A 21,681-nucleotide genomic window follows, 5' to 3' on the forward strand; every position below is an offset into this window, starting at 1 on the left:
TATGTATGACATTTGAAGAAGTATTACCAAAACTGAAAAATGGCGAAAAAGTAATTCGTGACGGTTGGAGCGGTCCAGAACTATATGTAAAATTAGTAGGGGCTTCTCAATTCGATGGAGAAAACTTAAATCCATATTTTTTAATTAATGTAGAAGGCGAAGGTTACACGATGTTCCAACCGACAGTGTGTGACATTTTAGCCGAAGATTGGTCAATTGTAGAATAACAATAAGCTGCGCTCTAATTTTAGAGCCAGCTTCTTTTCATATGGAGGAATATAAATGGATTTTAATCAAAAAGTGGTTTTTGTAACAGGCGCAAATTCAGGAATCGGAGCTGCACAAGTAGCTTTATTTTTAGAAAAAGGCGCTTATGTATATGGTTTTGACTTAGAAGATACACAGATGAAACAGATGAAAAGCTTATTTCCAAAACAGTTTGCCTATAGCGTAGGAGATGTATCGAATAAGTTTCATGTGAAACAATCTGTGAAACATGCGCTCGAAACATTTCATACGATTCATATTTTACTAAATACTGCAGGTGTATTAGATGGTTATGCGAAAACATTAGATACAGATGAGGAGCTTTGGGATCGAATTATGAATACGAATGTCAAAGGAACGTATTTCGTAACGAATGAAGTATTGCCGATTATGTTAGAGCAGAAAAAAGGTGCCATCATCAATATGGCTTCCATTGCAGGGCTTGTAGCTGGCGGAGGAGGAGCAGCTTATACTGCTTCAAAACATGCGATTGTCGGTTACACGAAACAAGTAGACCAAGATTATTGCAGAGAAGGAATTCGCGTGAATGCGATTGCACCAGGAGCTATTCATACACCGATGAATGCAGCTGATTTTGAAGGAGATGGTGAAATGGCAAAATGGGTAGCAGAACAGACACCAGCTGGAAGATGGGCAAAGCCAGAAGAAGTAGCGAGTCTAACAAGTTATCTTGCAAGCGATGACGCCGATTATATTCACGGCACAGTTATTCCAATTGATGGGGGCTGGATAGCCAAATAAGAATTTGTTATAATAATTCGGTAAGCAAAATGCTTACACTACGGCACTTCAGATCGGGTGAAAACTCGCTTCCTTTGGTCGTAGTTATTACTGGATTACTTAAATAGTAGTACCACAAAGGAGAAGAAAAATGAATAATACGTCGATTACAAAAAGCTCAACAAGTATTTCTGAGCTGTCGAAAACAGCACTGGTTGCCTCATTATATGTGGTCGTAACCGTTTTTTTAGCTGTCATTAGTTTTGGTGCCATCCAATTACGTTTATCGGAGATGCTAAATTATTTAGCTTTGTATCATAAGCGTTATGTTATAGGTGTCACAGTAGGTGTAATCATCGCTAATTTTGCCTCACCCACTTGGTTCTTAGATGTACCGATTGGTGGAGTTGCGACATTTGTTGTGTTAATGATTTGTCGCTATGCAACGCGAAATATGCAAAATATGAAATTAAAAATGGTTATTACGGCACTTATTTTCGCTGCCTCTATGTTTACTGTAGCATTGCAATTATATGTATTAGCAGATTTACCATTCTGGGAAACATGGTTGTTTGTTGGAATTGGTGAGTTATTATCAATGACAGTAGGCGGAATTACCATTTATTTAATTAGTAAACGAATTAATTTATATAAATAATGAATTGATTAAATTACGTGCATAATCTGTGCGTAATTTTTTATTACAATAAATAGGTTTTATGGTCTAATAAAATGTAAAAAAATGTATGATAAAATATAAAAAAGACTTATTGTTCATTGTCTTAAGTAATGTAGATAATAAATAAAATAGCAGTGGATTATATGATAATAAAGAAATCTTTTTATTATTAATTTGCTATAATAAAAAAATCATTAAAAGTGAAGGAGGAAGTGAGAGGTGGTTAAACGAAAAAGCAGTATCCGCTTAAAAGTAACTTTAGGCTATATCGTGATTATCGTTTGTGTTTTACTATCATCTATTCTCATTTTAGAGAAAGTCACTGTTTTAAACGGTAAAAGAAGTGATGTCACGAATCGCAATTTAGAAGTGCATCAAATGATTAACACAGTAGAACAATCGATTATTCAAATTGAAAAAAAGCAAAATAGTTATATTTTAACAGGAGAAAAAAGATACATAAATGAGTATGAGGAACAGCGTATAAATGTTCTTAACGATTTAGAAAATCTGAAAAATGTAGTAGCAAAACAGTCCAATGAAAAAATACTTGCATTAGATTTAGAAAAAAGTGTGAATAAGTGGATAACGCTTATCGTTGAACCTTCTCTCAAAATTAGAGAAGAAAAAAGTGAATCAGCGGCTACCATATTTTTAAAACAAAAAGTAGAAAATGCTGAAATACCTAATATAAATCGTAGTATAAATCGTTTACGTCAAGAACAAAATACAATTTTGAATGATGATACTGAAAACTTAGAGCATACAAGTGTTCAACTTATGTGGATCTTTTTCATATTAATTTTATCAATTATGTTAGTCGGTCTATTTATTTCAAATTATGTTTCAAAAAATATTATTCAAGCGATTCAAAATGTAAAAAAAACGATTCAAAATATTCGCCAAAAAGGTGGCGATTTAAAAGAACGTATTGATATTATATCGCGAGATGAAGTAAGGGATTTAACTATTGAAACAAATCAATTATTAGATCAACTTGAAGAAAAAGAATGGGTTCAAAATAATGTGAATCATATTATTTATGCATATCAAGGAGTCAATGATATCCATACATTAGCCGATGTTATCTTATCTGAAATATCGCAAGTTATTCATGCAGTACATAGCGTTTTTTATTTGCGGGAAGAACAGGATAACGATATATTGTATGTAAAAAAAGGTGCTTTTGCTGAGAATAATTTGGATATTGGGAGAGACTCATTTAAATTAGGTGAAGGATTAATCGGCCAAGTAGCAAAAGATGGGCATATGTATAAAATGGCTGTAAGTCCAGAAAATACACATGTCATTTCGACTAGTTTAATAGATACAACACCTAGGATGCTATTATTAATGCCTGTCTATTTTAACCGTCAAGTAATTGCAATTTTAGAGTTTGCAACGCTTGATACTTTTGAAGAAAAGCATATTCAACTATTAAATAAAGTAAATGAAACACTCGGAATATCGATTGATAGTGTAAAACACATGATGCATATTGAGTCGCTATTATCAGATTCTAATCGCTTAACAGAGGAATTGCAGGTTCAATCTGAAGAATTGCAAACACAATCTGAAGAATTGCAAACACAGTCTGAGGAGTTACAAGCACAGACGAATGAATTATCGACAATGAATGATAGTTTAGCAATTCGTACAAAAGAAGCGGAAGCAAGAACGCGTGAGTTAGCACTTGCAAATCGAGATATCGAGACACAGGCGAGGGAAATTGCTCAGGGTGCAAAATATAAATCGGAATTTTTAGCGAATATGTCACATGAGTTAAGAACGCCACTTAATAGTATCTTATTGTTATCAGAAATGCTGACAGACCAAGAAAATAGTCATTTATCAGATGAAGAAAAAGAGTTTGCGAAAGTCATTCATTCTTCAGGACAGGACTTATTAGAGCTTATTAATGATATTTTAGATTTATCTAAAATTGAAACGGGTAAAGTGAATATTGAGTTTTCTGATGTAAATATTAGTGAGTTACCAACAATTTTAAAAGCAAATTTTGCGCATTTTGCTAAACAAAAAGATTTAACTTATCATATTGAAATCTTAGGAGAAATACCAAAACTATTCTTTACAGATGAATTAAGATTGCGTCAAATATTGAAAAACTTTTTATCTAATGCCTTTAAGTTTACAGAACAAGGGAAAGTAGAAGTTCGTATTCAAAGCGCGGCGTTAATTACAGAAGAAATGCAGAAAGTAAGCGACGATTGGCTTGAGATTGCTGTTGAGGATACAGGCATTGGTATTCCGAAAGAAAAACATAGTATTATTTTTGAATCGTTCCACCAAGTAGACGGTGCAACAGTACGTAAATATGGTGGTACAGGTTTAGGGTTGGCTATTTCAAAAGAATACGCTAAATTATTAGGTGGATTTATTCAAGTAGAATCTGAAGAAGGTATTGGAAGTACGTTCACACTGTATTTACCTAATATGAGGCAATGCCAAGAGAATATAGAGGCTATGCAAGGGAGCTTGGCAGTTCAACCCGAAGAAAAAGTGAATATCTTTCAAGGTAAAAAAATCTTAATGATTGATGATGACCGACGTAACATATATTCCATGCGAACACTTTTAGAAAGTAAAGGGGCGATTGTTACATCAGGAGAAAGTGGATTAGAATGCTTACAAAAATTACAATACAATACTGATTATGATGCCGTATTAATGGATATTATGATGCCAGGGATGAATGGATATGAAGTAATTCAAATCATACGAGAACAAATGAACTTAGACTTACCAATTATAGCTGTAACAGCGAAAGCAATGGAAATTGATCGCGATCAGTGTATGAAGGTAGGTGCATCTGATTATATTAGTAAGCCTCTTAATATGGAACAGTTACTAAGTATCCTACGTGTCTGGCTGACTAAAGAGGTGAAGGTCAAGTGATTCATGAACGCGAAACAATTGAAGTAGAATTGTTGCTCCAAGCCATTCATCAATTAACAGGCTATGATTTCAGAGATTATAGTCGACCATCTATTATGAGAAGAATTCATCATCGAATGAAAATGAATCAAATGGATTCCGTTTCGATTTTACAAAATGAAGTTTTTACGAACAAAGAAATGCTTCATCAATTATTACAGGACTTTTCAATTAATGTGACAGAAATGTTCCGCAATCCTTTATTTTTTAAATATATTCGTGAAGAAATTCTACCAATATTTAAAGAATTATCTGAGATTCGAATTTGGCATGCAGGTTGTTCCACAGGAGAAGAAGCTTTTTCGATGGCTATTTTATTAAAAGAAGCAGGACTCCTAGAGAAATCTAAAATTTATGCGACAGATATGAATGAAGAAGTATTAAAGATTGCAAAAGAAGGTAAAATTCCTTTAAGTAAGATGAAAAACTATACGAAAAACTATCAATTGTCTGGTGGAAAGCAATCCTTTTCACAATATTATACGACAGATGAAGAATATGCTTATCTACAAGAAGATTTAGTAAAATCAATTAGTTTTATGCAACATAATCTAGTGACAGATCAATCATTTAATGAATTTCATATGATTCTCTGTCGAAATGTATTGATTTACTTTAATATAGGTTTACAAAATAAAGTGCAAAAAATCTTCTTTGATAGTCTAAGTACAGGTGGTATTTTAGGGTTGGGGCATCGAGAAACACTTCAGTTTACAGATGTCTGCAAATTTTATGAAACAAAATCAACTGAACATCAAATTTATAAAAAGAAAGAGATGCGTTATGATGAGTAAATCATCATAATGCATCTCTTTTTTTATCCTTGAATTAAAATCACACACATATCATCTGTTTGATTAAGTTGTTGATCAGGTGGAAGTAGTTCGTCTATTACGGTATTTGGACAAATCCAATGGTGTGAACAATGCGCTTTAATTTTTTCTTCCGCAATATATTCATCTGCATGAATCGCTTCTAATACACCGTCTGTAAATAACACAATTTGAAAATCATTTTCATAATGAACTTTATCTTTAATAGCACATAACTTATCAAAAAAGCCAACAGCCATTGTGTTAGATGATAGTGGTTGAACTGTTTTTTCATCTAATGTAAGGTAACCTGCTGGATGACCTGCATTAATGTATTCAATCGTTTTATCTTTTGTATCAATTACTAAGTAAATTCCTGTAAAATAGTAAGGTATACCATTATCAGTTTCACTATGTAAAATCGACATATAGCGGTTTAGTTCGGTCATAACAGCTACTGGCTCAACAATATTGTTAATTGTTTCACGGAGAACAGAAGATATATACATACAAATAAGTGAAGATGAAATCCCATGCCCCATCATATCAAGTAAGATAATCGCGTAACGATTTTCGTCTAGTCGATACCAATAATATAAATCCCCTGAAAGGTTGGAAGAAGGGCAATAAGATACATCGATTTTTAATTGTTCATTCTCGAAGGGTGTACTTAATAAATTCTGTTGTACTTTGGAAGCAAGGTTTAATTCAATTTGAATTTTTTTATCATGTTCTGTATGCCAATCTAATTCTTTTTTAAGTCGTAATGCTACGCGAATACGCGCGAGTAATTCAGTTTTGTTAAGTGGTTTTGAAATATAGTCACTGCCACCTATATCCAGTGCTTCGACTAATTTCTTTTTATCTTCTAATGCGGTAACGAATATAATCTGAACATTTTTAGCGTGATTCATAGCTTTGATTTGTCTACAAGCTTCTAAGCCATCCATCTCCGGCATCATAATGTCGAGTAAAATTAAATCGACATTTTTAGCATGTGCAGGTGTACGCATATAAGTTAGTAAATCTTTTGAAGAATTAAGTGGAATACAATCTTCATATCCCGAACTTTTTAATAGTTTTTCTAATGTGAATAGATTAATTAAATTGTCATCAACTAATAAAATACTCATAGATTATACGACCTCTCACTTGAATAATACATATATTATACTAAATTTCTAAAAAATACTAAAATCATTTTTAGAACAAATTTTCTATGCGATGTTTCACATGAAACATCTTTATACAAAAAAAGTTGTTCTAAAAATAGAACAACACATAAATGCATTACCTTCTATAAATAAAAGTTAAATGTCGTCCATCTTGCTTACATTGTCGATAAGAAAAGCCTTCAATCGAATCAAATGTACATGTAGGATCTATTTGTATATTATCACTTGGTACACCTGATAATTCAAATTGTGTTTTTACAACGAGTTGGTTATCAATATGATATTTGGAAGTACCTTCATTAAAATAGATAAAATCATTCGCATAGCCTAAAGCTTTAAAACGAATATATACATCTTCGTCTACTTCGAAATGATGTTGGCTGAGTGCTGTACCAATATGAACTTGTAAATTTTCAGGGTTAAGTCGTTCTCGATTTTTCAGGAAATCCATTACACGTAAACTAATTTCTTTTACAGTACCTTGCCATCCTGAATGAATCACACCAATCAACCCAGATGTAGGGTCATAAAATGTTACAGGAACGCAATCGGCTGTAAAAGTACACAGAACCAAGTCTTTTTCAAATGTGTATAAAGCATCTGTGTTTGGAATGGCAGTATCTGCATCTGTAGAACCACGACCTAAATCATCTCTTGTTACTTTATATAAGTTAGCACTATGTGTTTGGTTTGCGCAAATTAGTTGCTCTAATTCCACTCCTAGTTCGTCAGCTAAAGCACGTCGATTATTTAGAACAGCTGTAGCTTCTTGGCAACAATGCAGGGCTAGATTATAGGCTTCTGGTTCAGTTTCATCTTTTAATGTAATACCTGATACGATTTCGTCATCTTGACGAATATATTGGATTTTCATGCAATCACCTCTTTTAAATTACTGTATGATATTTAAGTCCGAAAATCAAAAGACAGGGGTTTAGACTATTTATACTCTACCCCAATTTATAAAAAAGAGGCTAGGGATTTCCCTAGCCTCTCATAAATAAATGATTATTTTGTGTAATTATCGAAGTAACCTTGGATGTAAATCATTGGTGTTCCTTTATCACCAGAACCCGAAGTTAAATCTGATAGAGAACCGATTAAATCAGTTAAACGACGAGGTGTAGTACCTTGGGCAGCCATATTACCTGTTAAATCTTCATCTTTATTATTGATGTAGTTTTTAATTGCAGCATCTAATTCATCACCGCGTAAATCAGCGAAATCATTATCAGCTAAATATTTTAATTTTACTTCGTTCGGTGTACCATCAAGACCTGCTGTGTAAGCTGGTGATACAACAGGATCAGCTAGTTCCCAAATTTGACCTACAGGATCTTTGAAAGCACCGTCCCCGTAAACCATTACTTCAATTGTCTTACCTGTTTTCTCTTTTAATGTTGCTTGGATACCATCAACGATTGGTTGGCAGTTACGTGGGAATAATTTTACGCTATCTTCTGTTGATTTGTTTGAACCCAGAAGACCGTATGCTTCGTTGAATCCACTACCGTTTACTGATTGATTTAAAATATCGTCAAGTGAGTAAACTTTTTCTGCACCAGCAGTTTTTAAAATACGTTTTGTACGTTGACGTGAGTGGATATCACAAGTTAAAACGTTCTTTGTATAGTCTAAGATTGCTTTTGGATTGTTAGAGAAAATAACTTCTACCTCAACACCATATTCTTGAACTAATGATTTATAGTACTCGATATAATCAACACCAGTGAATGGGTGTGTGTTTGCGCCGAAGTGTTCACGGAATTCTGTTTCTGAAAGTGTATCAGTCCAAGGGTTCACACCTTTTTCATCTAATGCATCTAGGCTTACTAAGTGGTTACCTACTTCATCTGATGGGTAGCTTAACATTAAAACAGCTTTTTTAATGCCCTTTGCGATACCACGTAAGCAAATTGCAAAACGATTACGACTTAGAATTGGGAAGATAATACCAACTGTGTCATCTCCAAATTTTGCTGATACATCTTCAGCGATTGCGTCAACTGAAGCATAGTTACCTTGTGCACGTGCAACAACTGATTCTGTTACAGTTACAACATCGCGATCTTGAATTTCAAAACCTTCTACTTCTGATGCAGTTAATACAGCATCTACAACGATTTGTGCGATATCGTCACCTTCATTAATAATCGGACCACGAAGTCCACGTACAACAGTTCCTACTACTCGTTCCAAAATAATCTCTCCTCAATAATTATGTATTATATATGATATAAATAACTATACTTTGCTTCTATATATAAGTAAAATTAATATAAGAAATAGCACGTATAAGGAGAGGTTATATGGTTGTCAAACTAGACTACTATCGCATATTTTCACATGTGGGTCGTGCAGAGAGTTTTTCAAAAGCAGCCAAAACTTTATATATGACACAACCGGCCATTAGTCAGGCCATTTCTCAATTGGAGCGCGAATTGAATTGTCGTTTATTTAATCGCACACCAAAGGGCGTTACACTAACAAGTGAAGGCGAGATTTTATATGCGCATATTAAATCAGCACTTGCTTTAATTGAAGTGGGTGAAAATAAATTGTTAGAATTAAAATATTTAACAGTGGGAGAATTAAAAATAGGAGTAAGTGATACGATTTCTAAGCATTATCTCTTACCTTATTTAGAAGATTTTCGAAATCGTTATCCGAATATCCATTTTAAAATGGTGAATGGTACAACGATTGAGTTAACACAACAAGTAAAGTCTGGTGCTGTTGATTTAGCAGTGTGTAACTTACCCATTCATGAAGAACAACTTGCAGTTACAGCACTAAAAGAAATTCATGATATTTTTGTCTGTGGGGAGAAATACAAACCACTTATAAAATATCCACTAAAGCTCGAACAACTAAAAAATTTACCACTCATTATGCTTGAGCGCTCAGCAAATTCGCGAAAATATGTAGAGAACTTTTTAAAAGTACAGGGAACCTTGATTGAACCAGAACTCGAACTTGGTTCACACGATTTACTCGTGGAATTTGCTAAGAGTAATTTAGGAATTGCCTGTGTAACAAAAGAGTTTGCACTCGAAGAGTTAGAGAGAGGTCGTTTATTTGAGATGACACTTGAACATGATATTCCACCACGTTCTATCGGTGTTTGTCATTTGAAGAATGTTCCTCTAACTCCTGCTTCCACACGTTTTTTCGAAATGCTTGTTAAATAATGAGTAAGAGAGGAATTTACATGCATTCATTTTCACATTATATTCAAGATTCAAAAGTTTTACAGGCCATTGAGGATTTAGGTTATAAAAAACCAACACCGATTCAAGAGAAAGTGCTACCAATTGTACAATCAAAACAAGATGTCATTGCAAAGTCTAAAACAGGTAGCGGAAAAACAGCTGCTTTTGCGATTCCACTAATTGAACAAATGAATTGGGAGGAGAACAAACCGCAAGTACTTGTGCTTGTTCCCACACGTGAATTAGCTGTACAAGTAAAAGAAGATTTTACGAATATCGGTCGTTATAAACGCATTAAAGCAGTAGCTGTATATGGTCGCCAACCGATTCGATTCCAAATGACTGCACTCCGCCAAAAAACACACGTTGTTGTAGGAACACCAGGGCGTATTATGGACCATATTGAGCGTGGAACACTTCATTTAGATCAACTGACAACACTTGTTATTGATGAAGCAGATGAATTATTGCACATGGGATTCATCGATCAGGTTGAAAAAATCATTAAGAAGTTACCAACAAAGCGTCAAACACTACTTTTCTCTGCAACATATGCAGATGAGATTAAACGTTTAGCTGAGAAATATATGAAAACACCTGTCTTTATTGAACATGAAGCGAAAGAGCAAGAGAAAACGGCGATTCGTCAACAACGTATTCAAGTGAAAGCAGAAGATAAAATACGTGTGTTACGTGATGTCACAGTCGTCCAAAATCCAGATAGTTGTATCATCTTTTGTAATACGAAAGAGCAAGTGCGTTCTGTATGTGACCAATTAGAAAAAGCACACTATAGTGTGGACATGCTACATGGTGGAATGACACAAGATGACCGATTAGCTGTCATGAAAGATTTTAGAAAAGGCGACTTCCGTTACTTAGTTGCAACAGATGTCGCAGCACGTGGTATTGATATTGAAGGAATCTCACTTGTAGTTCAATATGATGTACCATTTGAAAAAGAGAGTTATGTCCATCGTATGGGACGTACAGGACGCGCAGGTCAACAAGGTACAGCGATTCTATTATCTAGTCCGAATGAAAAGCGTTACGTACAAGAGATTGAAGAGTATATTGAGAAAACCATTCCAGTTGAAAAAGCACCGACTACTGAAGAAGTAGCTGAAAACCAAGCTGCCTTTGAAGAAAAGATGAATACACGACCAGAACGTAAAGTGATGAAGAGTGAGCAATTGAATGCACACATTACGAAATTGTACTTTAATGGTGGTAAAAAGAAGAAAATTCGCGCAGTTGATTTTGTAGGAACCATTGCAAAAATTGACGGTGTGACAGCCGATGATATTGGCATTATTACAATTGAAGATGCATGTAGTTTTGTTGAGATTTTAAATGGCAAAGGAACACTCGTTTTAAAAGAAATGCAAAATCGTACAGTTAAAAATAAAAAATTAAAAGTACACGTTGCGAAAAAAGCATAATTTACACATCATTCATTCCGTATTGATTACGTGAATGAATGATTTTTTTATGTGATTTTGCATATGTGAGAAAAAATAGGATACAGTAGGCAATTGTTATATGAAAAAAAGCATGTAGAAACGCTGAATTTATAGATTTTTAGAAAAAAAACGAGAGTTGTCAGTGTGAAAATGGTTTGTTATATTGCTTATTGATAATGATAATTATTTTCAATTAAAATAAATGGAGGAAATAAAAATGAAAAAAGGTTTATATAGTGCATTACTTTTATCAACAGCATTATTACTTGGTGCATGTGGTAATGCAGAAGATACAAGTTCAGGTTCAAAAGTAGAACAAACAACAAAAGATCAAACAGCTACAGCAAATTCTGCACAAACAAATGAAGCAGTAGATAAATTGGTTCAAGTATTTCCACAAAAGGAGATGAAAAATGTTGTAACGACATCGGTTACGCTTGCCGAAATGTTACATATTCTTGATGTAACACCTATTGGTCTTCCTACAACAACACATCAGCTTCCAAAAGAGTTTGAAACGATTGAAAAAGTAGGTTCTCCTGTTGAACCAGACGTTGAAAAGATTGTTAGTTTAAAACCGGATATAGTAATCGGTCCGATTTCAGTACATACAAGTTTAGAGAAGAAATTAAAGCAAACTAATGTTGCATCAGCTTATCTACCAACTGATTCGTATGAAGATTTAAAGAATGATTTAACAGCACTCTCAATTGTTCTTAAAAAAGAACAGCTCGCAACAAGTTATTTAAATGAACTTGAGAAAAAAGAACAAAAAATAATCCAATCTTTAGATGTAAAAGATCGAAAAGTTATGATTCTCTTTGGAACAGGTGAATCATTCATGCTCATGAATACAAACACATATGTTGGCAGCCTCGTAAATACGATGGGTGCACAAAATATGATTACAAAGGTAAGTAAATCAAAAGAAGCCTACGTACCACTTAGTATGGAAAATGTTATTGCAACAAATCCGGATGTTATCTTACTTGTATCACATGGAGATGCGACAGTCGCTTTAAAACAATTTAAAGATGAAGTAAAAAAGAATGGTGCATGGAATCAGCTGACAGCATTTAAAGAAGATCGTGTGCAGGCACTAGATTATAGTGTTTTTGGTTACGCTTCAATTGAAAAAGCACCCCAAGCACTCGAAGAACTACAAAAGATTTTAGCAAAGTAGGTTGGAAGAATGAACATAAAAATAAGTCCATCCACACGCATTGCCTCTACTAGTATTTTGTTGCTCATTTTTGTAGTCATTTCAATTGGCATGGGAAGTGTTTATATTTCGCCTCTTGAAACGATTCAAACTATTTTTACACGAAGTGAGGAAATGGCAACAACGATTATTTGGGATTTACGAATTCCACGTGTTGCAGTGGCAGCGATTGTCGGAGTCAATCTAGCTTTATCAGGAGCATTACTTCAAGCTGTTATGCGAAATCCACTTGCAGACCCAGGTTTAACAGGTGTCTCGAGTGGTGCATCTGTTACCGTTTTAGCTATTATGCTCGTATTTCCAAACTTTACGTCTTTCGTTCCCATTGTAGCCATGATTGGTGGAACCATTGCAGTGGCGATTGTTTATGCCCTTGCATGGAAAAAGAATACGATTTCACCTGTTCGTATTATTTTAGCTGGTGTTGCAGTTAATGCGATTTTCGGAGGGATTACAGGACTACTTTCGATTTTATATAGTGATCGTCTACCTGCTGCTTTGCAGTGGATGAATGGTAGCCTCGGTGGTAAAGGTATGGGGGATGTAGCAGTTCTGTTACCGTATTCCATGATTGGTTGGGTTCTTGCATTATTTTGTATTCGTTCTGCTAATTTACTGTCACTGGGTGAAAAAGTAGCTAGTAATTTAGGAGAAAATACAAACCGCATTCGAATTTTATTATCTTTAGTTGCCGTATACCTTGCAGCTGTCTCAGTATCTATTGTCGGTCTACTCGGTTTTGTTGGATTAGTTGTACCCCATATGGCTCGTTTAATTGTCGGTACGAATTATCGTTTTGTTATCCCGATGAGCATGGTACTTGGAGCAGTTGTTTTAGTGATTGCTGATACAATTGGTCGCACATTATTCGCACCACTCGACTTACCAGCAGGAATCATTATGGCCATGGTAGGTGGACCATACTTCTTATATCTCATGCGAAAAGGAGATGTATAAAGATGTTAAAAGTTGAACATTTACATTTATCAATCAATCAAAACGCCATACTTCATGATATTCAGTTTGAAATAAAAGAAGGGGAGATTGTTTCAATCATTGGTCCGAATGGTTCTGGAAAATCAACCATTCTAAAAGCAATTTCACAAATGATTCCTATTGATGAACAGGTTGTATTTTTACAAGGGGAAGACCTCTATCATGTTAGGTCAAAAGAGCGCTCTAAAAGAATGAGTGTTCTTTTTCAGTCGAATGAAGCACCACATGATTTAACTGTACAACAGCTCATCGAATATGGTCGTACACCACATAAAAAGTGGTTTCAGACATTGAATATAGAAGACGAGGAAATTATTGATTGGGCAATTGAGCAAACGGGATTAGAAGATTTTAGACATCGCTTTGTATCCTCTCTTTCAGGTGGAGAATCACAGCGAGCATGGATTGCGATGTCGCTCGCACAGCGACCTAAAATTCTACTTCTAGACGAACCCACTACTTATTTAGATATCGCACATCAATTACAATTACTCGAACTTATCCATCGCGTGAATCGTGATTTTGGCATGACCATCGTGATGGTTTTACACGATTTAAATCAAGCGAGCCTATATAGTGATCGTGTATGTATGATTCAAAAAGGAAAAATCGTGAAGTATGGAACATCAGAAGAAGTAATGACACGAGAGTTAATACGCCAAGTTTATCATGTGGACTGCGATATTAATGCTCACTTTAAACATGGTCGCCCAAGAATTCAGTGGATTGGAATTGCAGAAGGAGATTAAACATATGAAAAAGAAATAGATTTAGCTGAACAGCAGCAAGCATATCAAACATTTTTACAAACACAAAAAACAGTCATGATTAGCAGTATAACAGCAGAAGGATTACCTTTAATTAGCTATGCTCCTTATATTTTGAATGAGGGGAAGTTATACATCTATATTAGTCGCATATCAGATCACTACGCCTCTATTCAACAAAGTGAGTGTATTCAAGCTATGTTAATAGCAGATGAAGTGCATTCACCTAATTTATTCGCACGAGAACGATTACGTTTTGTATGTAGACCTCGATTAGTGGAAGAACATACACATGAAGTAGTTTTTCAACAGTTTGAAGAAAAGTTTAAGAAGGCAATGATTGACCTTTTACGTGGCTTAGATTTTTCACTTTTTGAGTTAACACCATTGGAAGGGCGATATGTAGTTGGTTTTGGAAAAGCTTTTGATGTTAATTTACTTGAGAATACCATCTCACATGTAGTCATCGATAAAAAGTAAGAGAAGCAGACACTTAGACGATAGGTGTCTGTTTTCTTTATTTACATTTCAAAATAAATTTGTTATTATTCTTATAAGATAACTAGGTTATTAAAACGGAGGCTGATTAAAATGAATACAAATCACTTTTTTAGAACAACTATGGCAACATCTTATACGGCACGAAAGTTTTTCAAAAAAGTTGTACACGATGCATATTTGCAATTACAACAATGGGATTCAGAAGTTGTATTAGAAGCAGAAGCATGGCGTTTATACACGGTTAAAATACAATATCGTGGACAGTCTTATCAAGTTGCCTTTACTAAAAGTGAAATTGACATTTTACAGCAAGAATCTCCGTATGCACTTGATCAAGCAATTTGGTTACATCTTATTCAGCAAGGTCTAGTCATTCAACCATTTGAAGGGAATTACTTATCAAAAGTTTTAACTTCTTCAATTCAAAGAAAAATTTCATAATAAGCAGGTTAGGACAAAGCATCCACAACGAAAAACTGGAACCGCGCTACAGCGCGATTCCAGTTTTTTTATGCTCATATGGGATAGTGTTTTTGCACTTATGTCCTAGTCTGTTTAATTTGGTAATTTAAATCTTTGAATACTTTGTTGTAATTCTTCAGCTAAGTGTTGTAATTCTTGTGCAGTACGTTCCATACTTGCCATTGAAGACAGAGATTCTTCAGTAGAAGCAGATACTTCTTCTAATGCAGCTGCATTTTCAGTTGCTGCATCAATTAATACTTGTGAACCACTTGTCATCGTTGAAATAGTTGCTGCAATTTCTTGTGAAACAGCAGAAACATTTTCCATACGTGGTGTAATACTTTGCATATTTTTAACGATTACATCAAATTTCTCAGCTGTATTTTCAACCACTTTTGTTCCATCTTGCACATGATGAAGAGCAGATTCCATAATTTTCACTGTTTCGCCCGTATCATCTTGAACTGTCTGAATCAATGTTTCAATTTGTCCTGCAGATTGTTGTGAGCTTTCAGCAAGTTTACGAACTTCTTCAGCTACAACAGCAAAACCTTTCCCATGTTCCCCAGCACGTGCTGCTTCAATTGAAGCATTTAATGCAAGTAAATTTGTTTGGTCAGCAATTGAGCGTATCATTTCTAAAATTGAATTGATTTCTTTTGTACGATCATAAAGTGAACGGACTTTTAAATCTGTTTCATTTACAGCCGATTGAATACTTTCCATCTTTTCAACAGTCTCTTGGATTGATTGTCCGCCTTCAAGAGCTTGTTGGTTTGCTGTTTGTGATAATTCCGTTACTTGACTAGTATCTGAAGCCATATCTTGGATACCATCAGAAACTTCACCAAGAGCTTGGTTAGATTGTGCCATTTGGTTTGTTTGACGTTCATTATTAATCGTTACTTGTTGCATTGCAGCAGTAATTTGCTGTGAGCTTGCCATATTTTCGCTTGTACTTGCAGAAAGTAAGTCAGAAGACTCGCGAATGGTATTAGCATTATCTTTTAAATTAGATATTAAAGCTGTTAAATGAATTTTCATCTTTTCGAATGCTTCAGCTAATTGACCTACTTCATCTTTACCAGAAACCGTAATTTCAGTTGTTAAATCACCTTCACTGATTGTTAAAGCACTATCACGTAATTTTTTAATTGGCGAAATGATTGAACGAATAATGAAGAAAATTAAAATACCACCTAAAATTAAAGAACCGACAAGAATGTACATGATATTCATCCATGTTTTACTTGCTTGCGCAGTAGCTTCTGAAATATAAGTTGTACTTACAATTTTCCAATCAGATAAATCATTTGTTTTTAACGATAAAGTTTTATTATTTATATCTTTTGTGTCAGTTTTTTTATTGCTAGATATGATGGATTTCATCTCATCATCTACAGGTTTTCCAAGTTCCTTTGTTGGGTGGGTAATATAGTTTCCATGTTGGTCAATAATAGAGATAAAACCCTTCTTGCCGATTTTCACTTCATTCGCTAATTTTTGGAATGAATTAATCGACATATCGATACCGACAACACCCATATCATTCGGTAACTTTTTTGAAATGGTAATAACCAATTTATTATCTAAAGCAGAGATATAGGGGTCTGAAATTGAATAATCTTGTTCATTTAAAGCCCCTTTATACCACGGACGTTCTATTGGGTTATAATCTTTTGGATAAATGTAGTAAGGCATTTGAATCATATCGCCCTTCGCAGACCCAACATACGCAATCTGTACATCATTATGTCCTTCTGCATACTCACTTAAGACTGTTCGTACTTCAGATTTCTTATCCATTTTTAAAGGCAGTTTTGAGATGCGATCTGCTAAATAATCAATATCATCTATTTTACTTTGTAATGTATTTGTGATATTTGCGTTCAGTATATCTGAACTAGAATGCGCATATCCACCTTGCTGTTCAATTACAAGAGATTTGATATTTTGAAATGCTACAGTACTGATAATCATGCTAGGAATGATTAAGATTGCCAAAAACGAAATAATTAGTTTGGTGCGCAAGCGCATATTTTTCAACATTTTCTAATAACCTTCTTTCATAAAATACATATACATTAGTATCGGAACAAAATATGTATTATAAACAAAAATGATGAATTCAAGTCATAATAAAAGAAAATTAACATTTTATAGTGTTTTTTAGTAAAAAAACTAATATTTTGTATAGGTTAATTAATGATTAGGAGTATGATAAATATACTAAAATAAAAATAATGGAATTAAAGGTATTAAATGTAATTTTGGTGTAAAAAAACAGCTTACAAAATAATGTAAGCTGTTTTATATATTGGTTGATACGATTAGTAAACTTTGTCACCGTTGAAAATTGAGTTTTTAACGATTACATAATCAACTGTACGGATAGCATCTAGTTTTGTGCCGCCAGCGTAAGAAATTGATGATTGAAGATCTTGTTGCATCTCAACTAATGTATCTTTTAAAGCACCTTTGTGCTCCACATACATTTTCTTACCTTCAACATTCTTCTTTTCACCTTTTTGGAATTCAGAAGCTGAGCCGAAGTATTCTTTTACTTTTTTACCATCGACTTCAACTGTTTTACCAGGTGACTCTTCATGACCTGCGAATAATGAACCAATCATAACCATTGAAGCACCAAAACGAATTGATTTTGCGATATCGCCATGTGTACGAATACCACCATCTGCGATAATTGGTTTCGTTGCAGCTTTTGAGCACCAACGTAAAGCAGCTAATTGCCAGCCACCTGTACCAAAGCCTGTTTTGATTTTTGTAATACATACTTTACCTGGTCCGATTCCTACTTTTGTAGCGTCAGCGCCAGCATTTTCAAGTTCACGAACTGCTTCAGGTGTACCAACATTACCCGCGATTACGAATGCGTTTGGTAGTAGACCTTTGATGTGTTGGATCATGTTGATGACTGCATTTGAATGACCATGTGCAATATCAATTGTAATGAATTCAGGTGTTAAACCTAAAGCAGCTAATTCTTCTACGAATGTATATTCTTCTGGTTTTACACCTACGCTAATTGATGCGATTAAACCTTTTGATTGCATGTCTTTAATAAAGCCAATACGTTTTTCAGGGTTGAAGCGGTGCATAATGTAGAAGTAACCATCTTCTGCTAATTTTGTAGCAATTGTTTCATCAATGATTGTTTGCATATTTGCAGGAACAACCGGTAATTTAAATTTATGTCCACCAAGCTCGATTGTTGTATCACACTCCGAGCGGCTATTTACGATACACTTTGCTGGTACTAATTGAATGTCTTCATAATCAAATACGTTATCCATTGTTTAAAATACACTCCTAAAGGCGAATATTATTTTTGTTGGGACTATAAATGTTCGTCCTTTGGTAATTTACCTCATTTTCAAAGTCATGTCAAAGGTTTTGTGTATAAATATTTAGAAAATTTTTTGATGTTCACACAAATTGAACAATTTAAGACTTGTAAATGCTTTCATTTTAAGTTATAAAAACGAATAAAATACGTGGAAGTATGAAACTATCAAGACGAAGTGATAACAATATGATAAAATTAGAATTTAAAGAGTAGTAAAATATATACAGTTATTGATTGCTTTATTCATAGATTGAAATACGGAAAGAGCAAGTGAGAAAGGAAGTTAGTCATGCGACAATTAGAAATAGAATTACGTGAACTTTTAATTGGTGCACCACCGATTAAAATTATGACAGAAGAAGAGATGGAAGAATTCGGAGAGATTGTAGATGCACATCGCGAAATCTCTTATGGACAAGTTGAAGTGTCAGATGAAGGGAAAATTACATCATTAATTATTGATTTAGAAGCCATTTTAGAAAATAATGATGTATCTTTAGATGAATATGAAGAACTATCAGCTGAAGATTTAAAAGAGATTGCTCAAGATTTTGTAGATGAATATGGTCAAAAGAATTTACAGTTAACTTCTTTTTCTGAGTGGGGCGATCAAACTTTTTTATTAACTTTTGAGGCAATGGATGTGCAGTATCAAATCCCACTACCTGATTCAGGTGCAACAATTGAGATGAATAAACAAGGTTTTGTATTATCCGCAACATTCAATCAATCTTATTATCAATTAACACATCCGAAACTTACAGTCGATGCAGATGTGGCATTGATGATTTATAAAAATAGAATGTTAGTTGAATTAGCTGCTTTCCAACAAGAAGATGAAATTCGATTAATGTACTATCCTAAAAATTTAAATGAAGTAGTTGGCGCAAACGGAGATATTATTTCATTAAATCAATTTTTAGAGAACGGTCCTGTTGAATTAGAAAAAGTTCCACCTGTTATGGAAATGTATGATGAAGCAATTTTGTTAGGTATTACACCGGATATGAATAAAGTTGAAGAAGAAAATACAGTTACATATGAACAATCTGACCAACATTATGTTAAATTCGATATGTCTGATGAACATCAATTGATTATTGATTCTACTCTGCCATTCAAAGAAGGGGACGAATACACACTAGATGAACTTCGTAAACGTGCAATTGCCTTTTTAGAATCCAAAGTAGGAAATGTGTCTGAACATTATTTATTAGAAGATGCATTTGTTGAAGAAGATTTAGAAGATGATGAAGATGATGAGTTAACAGAAGAGGAAATTGAGATGTTAAAAGCTCTATCAGCAGAAGATGGTGAGGATGAAGAGGAAGATGACGAAGATGATTCTTATGCTTTCGAACCATTTGTGACTTTTACATTCCACCGTTACATTAATGGCATTCCACTAAGTGAATATACAGCAAATATTGATATGGGTATTTATTCAGGTCGTGTAACAGATGCAGTGATTCCAATGTTAAAAGAAGAGCATATTGAGAATATGTCAATGGAACCAACAATTACATTAGAAGAAGCAAATGAAATTTATAAAGACTCCATTAAGATGGAATTAGCACGTGTTCCATATGAAGATGAAGAATTTACAAAATATGAATTATGCTATGTTGTAAAAGAAAAAGAAGTGGGACAACGCATTGAGAGAATTGATGCAGAGAATGGAAATATTTTTTATTATGATCAATTAGATGATATTGAATACGAAGAATAAATACATAAATTTTTATTTTAAAATAAAAAATTTATATTTTTCTTTTTTTCAGTATATTGACATAAAATAGTCTATAAAGTAGACTATTGTTAATTATAACAAACGAATATGACCTCACATTGACACAATTGTGAGGTAGAGGCGCGATATTTATTAGTAAGTAGCGGAGTACGAGAATACAAAGATGCTACTTAGAAGGAGATGTCGCCGAAGTGTATGGTGGGTTCTCAACATCATATGCTGGGTCTGCAATTAATAGTTGCAGGACTGTCTTACTTTTTTTACCCGAATAAAGTAAGTTGAGCTATCTCAATTGGGCAATGATGAGGATTTTTAGAAGGACTATACCAAAAGGTCTGGAGAAGTATCTCATCCACCTTTTGTTATAGTCCTTTTCGTTTTCACAATGGGAACATATTTAAAGGAGAGGTACAAATGAAAAAATCATGGGGAATATTTACAGCACTATTACTTGTGCTTGTAGTTGCACTAGCAGGATGTGGCTCAGGAGATTCGGAAAAATCGGAATCTTCAGGCGATAAAGAGAAAGAAAAGTTCACAGTCGGTATGGAAGCAGGCTATGCACCATTCAACTGGACACAAAAAGATGACGCGAACGGCGCTGTAAAAATCGAAGGTAATGCAGAGTATGCGGGCGGTTATGATGTACAAATTGCTAAAAAAATCGCAGATAGTTTAGACCGTGAATTAGTAATTGTAAAAACAGAGTGGGATGGTTTAATTCCAGCACTTATTTCAGGGAAAATTGACGCAGTAATTGCAGGTATGTCACCAACAGAAGAACGTAAAAAAACAATTGATTTCTCAGATATTTATTACACTTCAAATCTTGTAATGGTCGTGAAAAAAGGCGGTAAATACGACAATGCTACATCAATTCAAGATTTCAAAGGTGCTAAAGTAACAGGTCAGTTAAATACGTCACACTATACAGTAATTGATCAAATTGATGGTGTTCAAAAACAACCAGCTTCAGATAATTTCTCAGCAATGCGTGTAGCACTCGAATCAGGAAAAATTGATGCATATGTGTCAGAACGTCCAGAAGGTTTATCTGCTTCAGCAGCAAACGACAAATTTAAAATGATTGAGTTCAAAGACGGTTCAGGTTTCAAAGCTGATAAAGCAGAATTCTCAATCGCAGTTGGTGTGAAAAAAGGTAGTGAGTTAGCAGAGCAAGTGAATAAAGCATTAGCAGGTATTTCAGAAGAAGAGCGTCAAAAGATTATGGAAACAGAGATTAAAAACCAACCAGCAGCAAAATAGAACGTACGTGGCTACCGACTGTCTTGTTTAGTCGGTAGTTTGT

19 protein-coding genes and 1 riboswitch are annotated in these 21,681 nt (G+C 34.2%); of the genes, 14 read left to right on the plus strand and 5 right to left on the minus strand.

Annotated elements, in window-relative coordinates; genetic code table 11:
* Positions 1-5 precede the first annotated feature (5 nt).
* The 5 genes from ASO14_RS14625 (at position 6) to ASO14_RS14645 (ending at position 5,436) form a co-directional block, all read left to right on the plus strand.
* Complete coding sequence (locus ASO14_RS14625) at positions 6-227, plus strand: DUF2829 domain-containing protein (protein WP_068457053.1); 222 nt, start codon at positions 6-8, stop codon at positions 225-227.
* A 55-nt stretch (positions 228-282) separates the two neighbouring features.
* Entirely contained in the window at positions 283-1,029 is a 747-nt protein-coding gene (locus ASO14_RS14630) for a 3-oxoacyl-ACP reductase (protein WP_068457055.1), read from the plus strand.
* 130 nt (positions 1,030-1,159) lie between these two features.
* Positions 1,160-1,666 carry a QueT transporter family protein gene (locus ASO14_RS14635; protein WP_068457058.1) on the plus strand — a complete coding sequence of 169 codons (507 nt, stop codon included), beginning with the start codon at positions 1,160-1,162 and terminating at the stop codon, positions 1,664-1,666.
* Between the two features lie 240 nt (positions 1,667-1,906).
* Positions 1,907-4,603: an ATP-binding protein gene (locus tag ASO14_RS14640; protein ID WP_068457063.1), complete on the plus strand. Its 2,697-nt coding sequence runs from the start codon at positions 1,907-1,909 to the stop codon at positions 4,601-4,603.
* Entirely contained in the window at positions 4,600-5,436 is an 837-nt protein-coding gene (locus tag ASO14_RS14645; protein WP_068457067.1) for a CheR family methyltransferase, read from the plus strand. Before ASO14_RS14640 ends, ASO14_RS14645 begins: the two co-directional genes overlap by 4 nt.
* A gap of 23 nt (positions 5,437-5,459) precedes the next feature.
* Here ASO14_RS14645 and ASO14_RS14650 read toward each other — a convergent pair whose 3' ends face one another.
* From ASO14_RS14650 to ASO14_RS14660, 3 genes are all read right to left on the minus strand, one after another.
* Positions 5,460-6,587 (minus strand): SpoIIE family protein phosphatase, encoded by a 1,128-nt coding sequence (locus ASO14_RS14650; protein ID WP_068457071.1) that lies wholly within the window; start codon positions 6,585-6,587, stop codon positions 5,460-5,462.
* Positions 6,588-6,744: 157 nt separating this feature from the next.
* A complete protein-coding gene (pgeF, locus tag ASO14_RS14655) occupies positions 6,745-7,503 on the minus strand; it encodes a peptidoglycan editing factor PgeF (protein ID WP_068457074.1) in 759 nt (252 codons plus the stop codon).
* Positions 7,504-7,637: 134 nt separating this feature from the next.
* Positions 7,638-8,828 (minus strand): coenzyme F420-0:L-glutamate ligase, encoded by a 1,191-nt coding sequence (locus tag ASO14_RS14660; RefSeq protein WP_068457077.1) that lies wholly within the window; start codon positions 8,826-8,828, stop codon positions 7,638-7,640.
* Between the two features lie 110 nt (positions 8,829-8,938).
* Here ASO14_RS14660 and ASO14_RS14665 point away from each other — a divergent pair, with 110 nt between their 5' ends.
* From ASO14_RS14665 to ASO14_RS14695, 7 genes are all read left to right on the plus strand, one after another.
* Complete coding sequence (locus tag ASO14_RS14665; protein WP_068457080.1) at positions 8,939-9,820, plus strand: LysR family transcriptional regulator; 882 nt, start codon at positions 8,939-8,941, stop codon at positions 9,818-9,820.
* A 20-nt stretch (positions 9,821-9,840) separates the two neighbouring features.
* Positions 9,841-11,283, plus strand: a complete 1,443-nt coding sequence (locus tag ASO14_RS14670; protein ID WP_411258029.1) for a DEAD/DEAH box helicase — start codon at positions 9,841-9,843, stop codon at positions 11,281-11,283.
* A 238-nt stretch (positions 11,284-11,521) separates the two neighbouring features.
* Positions 11,522-12,487: an ABC transporter substrate-binding protein gene (locus ASO14_RS14675; RefSeq protein WP_068457086.1), complete on the plus strand. Its 966-nt coding sequence runs from the start codon at positions 11,522-11,524 to the stop codon at positions 12,485-12,487.
* A gap of 9 nt (positions 12,488-12,496) precedes the next feature.
* Positions 12,497-13,483, plus strand: a complete 987-nt coding sequence (locus ASO14_RS14680; protein WP_068457089.1) for a FecCD family ABC transporter permease — start codon at positions 12,497-12,499, stop codon at positions 13,481-13,483.
* 2 nt (positions 13,484-13,485) lie between these two features.
* Entirely contained in the window at positions 13,486-14,271 is a 786-nt protein-coding gene (locus ASO14_RS14685; RefSeq protein WP_068457092.1) for an ABC transporter ATP-binding protein, read from the plus strand.
* A 75-nt stretch (positions 14,272-14,346) separates the two neighbouring features.
* Positions 14,347-14,769, plus strand: a complete 423-nt coding sequence (locus ASO14_RS14690) for a HugZ family pyridoxamine 5'-phosphate oxidase (protein ID WP_082701533.1) — start codon at positions 14,347-14,349, stop codon at positions 14,767-14,769.
* A gap of 111 nt (positions 14,770-14,880) precedes the next feature.
* A complete protein-coding gene (locus ASO14_RS14695; protein ID WP_068457098.1) occupies positions 14,881-15,231 on the plus strand; it encodes a hypothetical protein in 351 nt (116 codons plus the stop codon).
* Between the two features lie 114 nt (positions 15,232-15,345).
* Here ASO14_RS14695 and ASO14_RS14700 read toward each other — a convergent pair whose 3' ends face one another.
* A complete protein-coding gene (locus ASO14_RS14700; RefSeq protein ID WP_068457101.1) occupies positions 15,346-17,304 on the minus strand; it encodes a methyl-accepting chemotaxis protein in 1,959 nt (652 codons plus the stop codon).
* Between the two features lie 281 nt (positions 17,305-17,585).
* Complete coding sequence (guaC, locus tag ASO14_RS14705) at positions 17,586-18,569, minus strand: GMP reductase (protein WP_068457104.1); 984 nt, start codon at positions 18,567-18,569, stop codon at positions 17,586-17,588.
* A gap of 342 nt (positions 18,570-18,911) precedes the next feature.
* Between guaC and ASO14_RS14710 the strand changes: the two genes are divergently transcribed.
* Complete coding sequence (locus ASO14_RS14710) at positions 18,912-20,351, plus strand: hypothetical protein (protein ID WP_068457107.1); 1,440 nt, start codon at positions 18,912-18,914, stop codon at positions 20,349-20,351.
* A 128-nt stretch (positions 20,352-20,479) separates the two neighbouring features.
* Positions 20,480-20,666, plus strand: a riboswitch (Lysine riboswitch).
* A gap of 120 nt (positions 20,667-20,786) precedes the next feature.
* A complete protein-coding gene (locus ASO14_RS14715) occupies positions 20,787-21,638 on the plus strand; it encodes a transporter substrate-binding domain-containing protein (RefSeq protein ID WP_068457109.1) in 852 nt (283 codons plus the stop codon).
* The last annotated feature ends 43 nt before the right edge of the window (positions 21,639-21,681 follow it).

The sequence above is a fragment of the Kurthia sp. 11kri321 genome, assembly GCF_001534765.1.
In the GTDB taxonomy this organism is placed as follows: domain Bacteria; phylum Bacillota; class Bacilli; order Bacillales_A; family Planococcaceae; genus Kurthia; species Kurthia gibsonii.

Coding starts and splice junctions, on each gene's coding strand:
- ASO14_RS14625 (WP_068457053.1), top strand. CDS start 6: ATGACATTTGAAGAAGTATTACCAAAACTGAAAAATGGCGAAAAAGTA.
- ASO14_RS14630 (WP_068457055.1), top strand. CDS start 283: ATGGATTTTAATCAAAAAGTGGTTTTTGTAACAGGCGCAAATTCAGGA.
- ASO14_RS14635 (WP_068457058.1), top strand. CDS start 1,160: ATGAATAATACGTCGATTACAAAAAGCTCAACAAGTATTTCTGAGCTG.
- ASO14_RS14650 (WP_068457071.1), bottom strand. CDS start 6,587: ATGAGTATTTTATTAGTTGATGACAATTTAATTAATCTATTCACATTA.
- pgeF (WP_068457074.1), bottom strand. CDS start 7,503: ATGAAAATCCAATATATTCGTCAAGATGACGAAATCGTATCAGGTATT.
- ASO14_RS14665 (WP_068457080.1), top strand. CDS start 8,939: ATGGTTGTCAAACTAGACTACTATCGCATATTTTCACATGTGGGTCGT.
- ASO14_RS14670 (WP_411258029.1), top strand. CDS start 9,841: ATGCATTCATTTTCACATTATATTCAAGATTCAAAAGTTTTACAGGCC.
- ASO14_RS14675 (WP_068457086.1), top strand. CDS start 11,522: ATGAAAAAAGGTTTATATAGTGCATTACTTTTATCAACAGCATTATTA.
- ASO14_RS14680 (WP_068457089.1), top strand. CDS start 12,497: ATGAACATAAAAATAAGTCCATCCACACGCATTGCCTCTACTAGTATT.
- ASO14_RS14685 (WP_068457092.1), top strand. CDS start 13,486: ATGTTAAAAGTTGAACATTTACATTTATCAATCAATCAAAACGCCATA.
- ASO14_RS14690 (WP_082701533.1), top strand. CDS start 14,347: ATGATTAGCAGTATAACAGCAGAAGGATTACCTTTAATTAGCTATGCT.
- ASO14_RS14695 (WP_068457098.1), top strand. CDS start 14,881: ATGAATACAAATCACTTTTTTAGAACAACTATGGCAACATCTTATACG.
- ASO14_RS14700 (WP_068457101.1), bottom strand. CDS start 17,304: ATGTTGAAAAATATGCGCTTGCGCACCAAACTAATTATTTCGTTTTTG.
- guaC (WP_068457104.1), bottom strand. CDS start 18,569: ATGGATAACGTATTTGATTATGAAGACATTCAATTAGTACCAGCAAAG.
- ASO14_RS14710 (WP_068457107.1), top strand. CDS start 18,912: ATGCGACAATTAGAAATAGAATTACGTGAACTTTTAATTGGTGCACCA.
- ASO14_RS14715 (WP_068457109.1), top strand. CDS start 20,787: ATGAAAAAATCATGGGGAATATTTACAGCACTATTACTTGTGCTTGTA.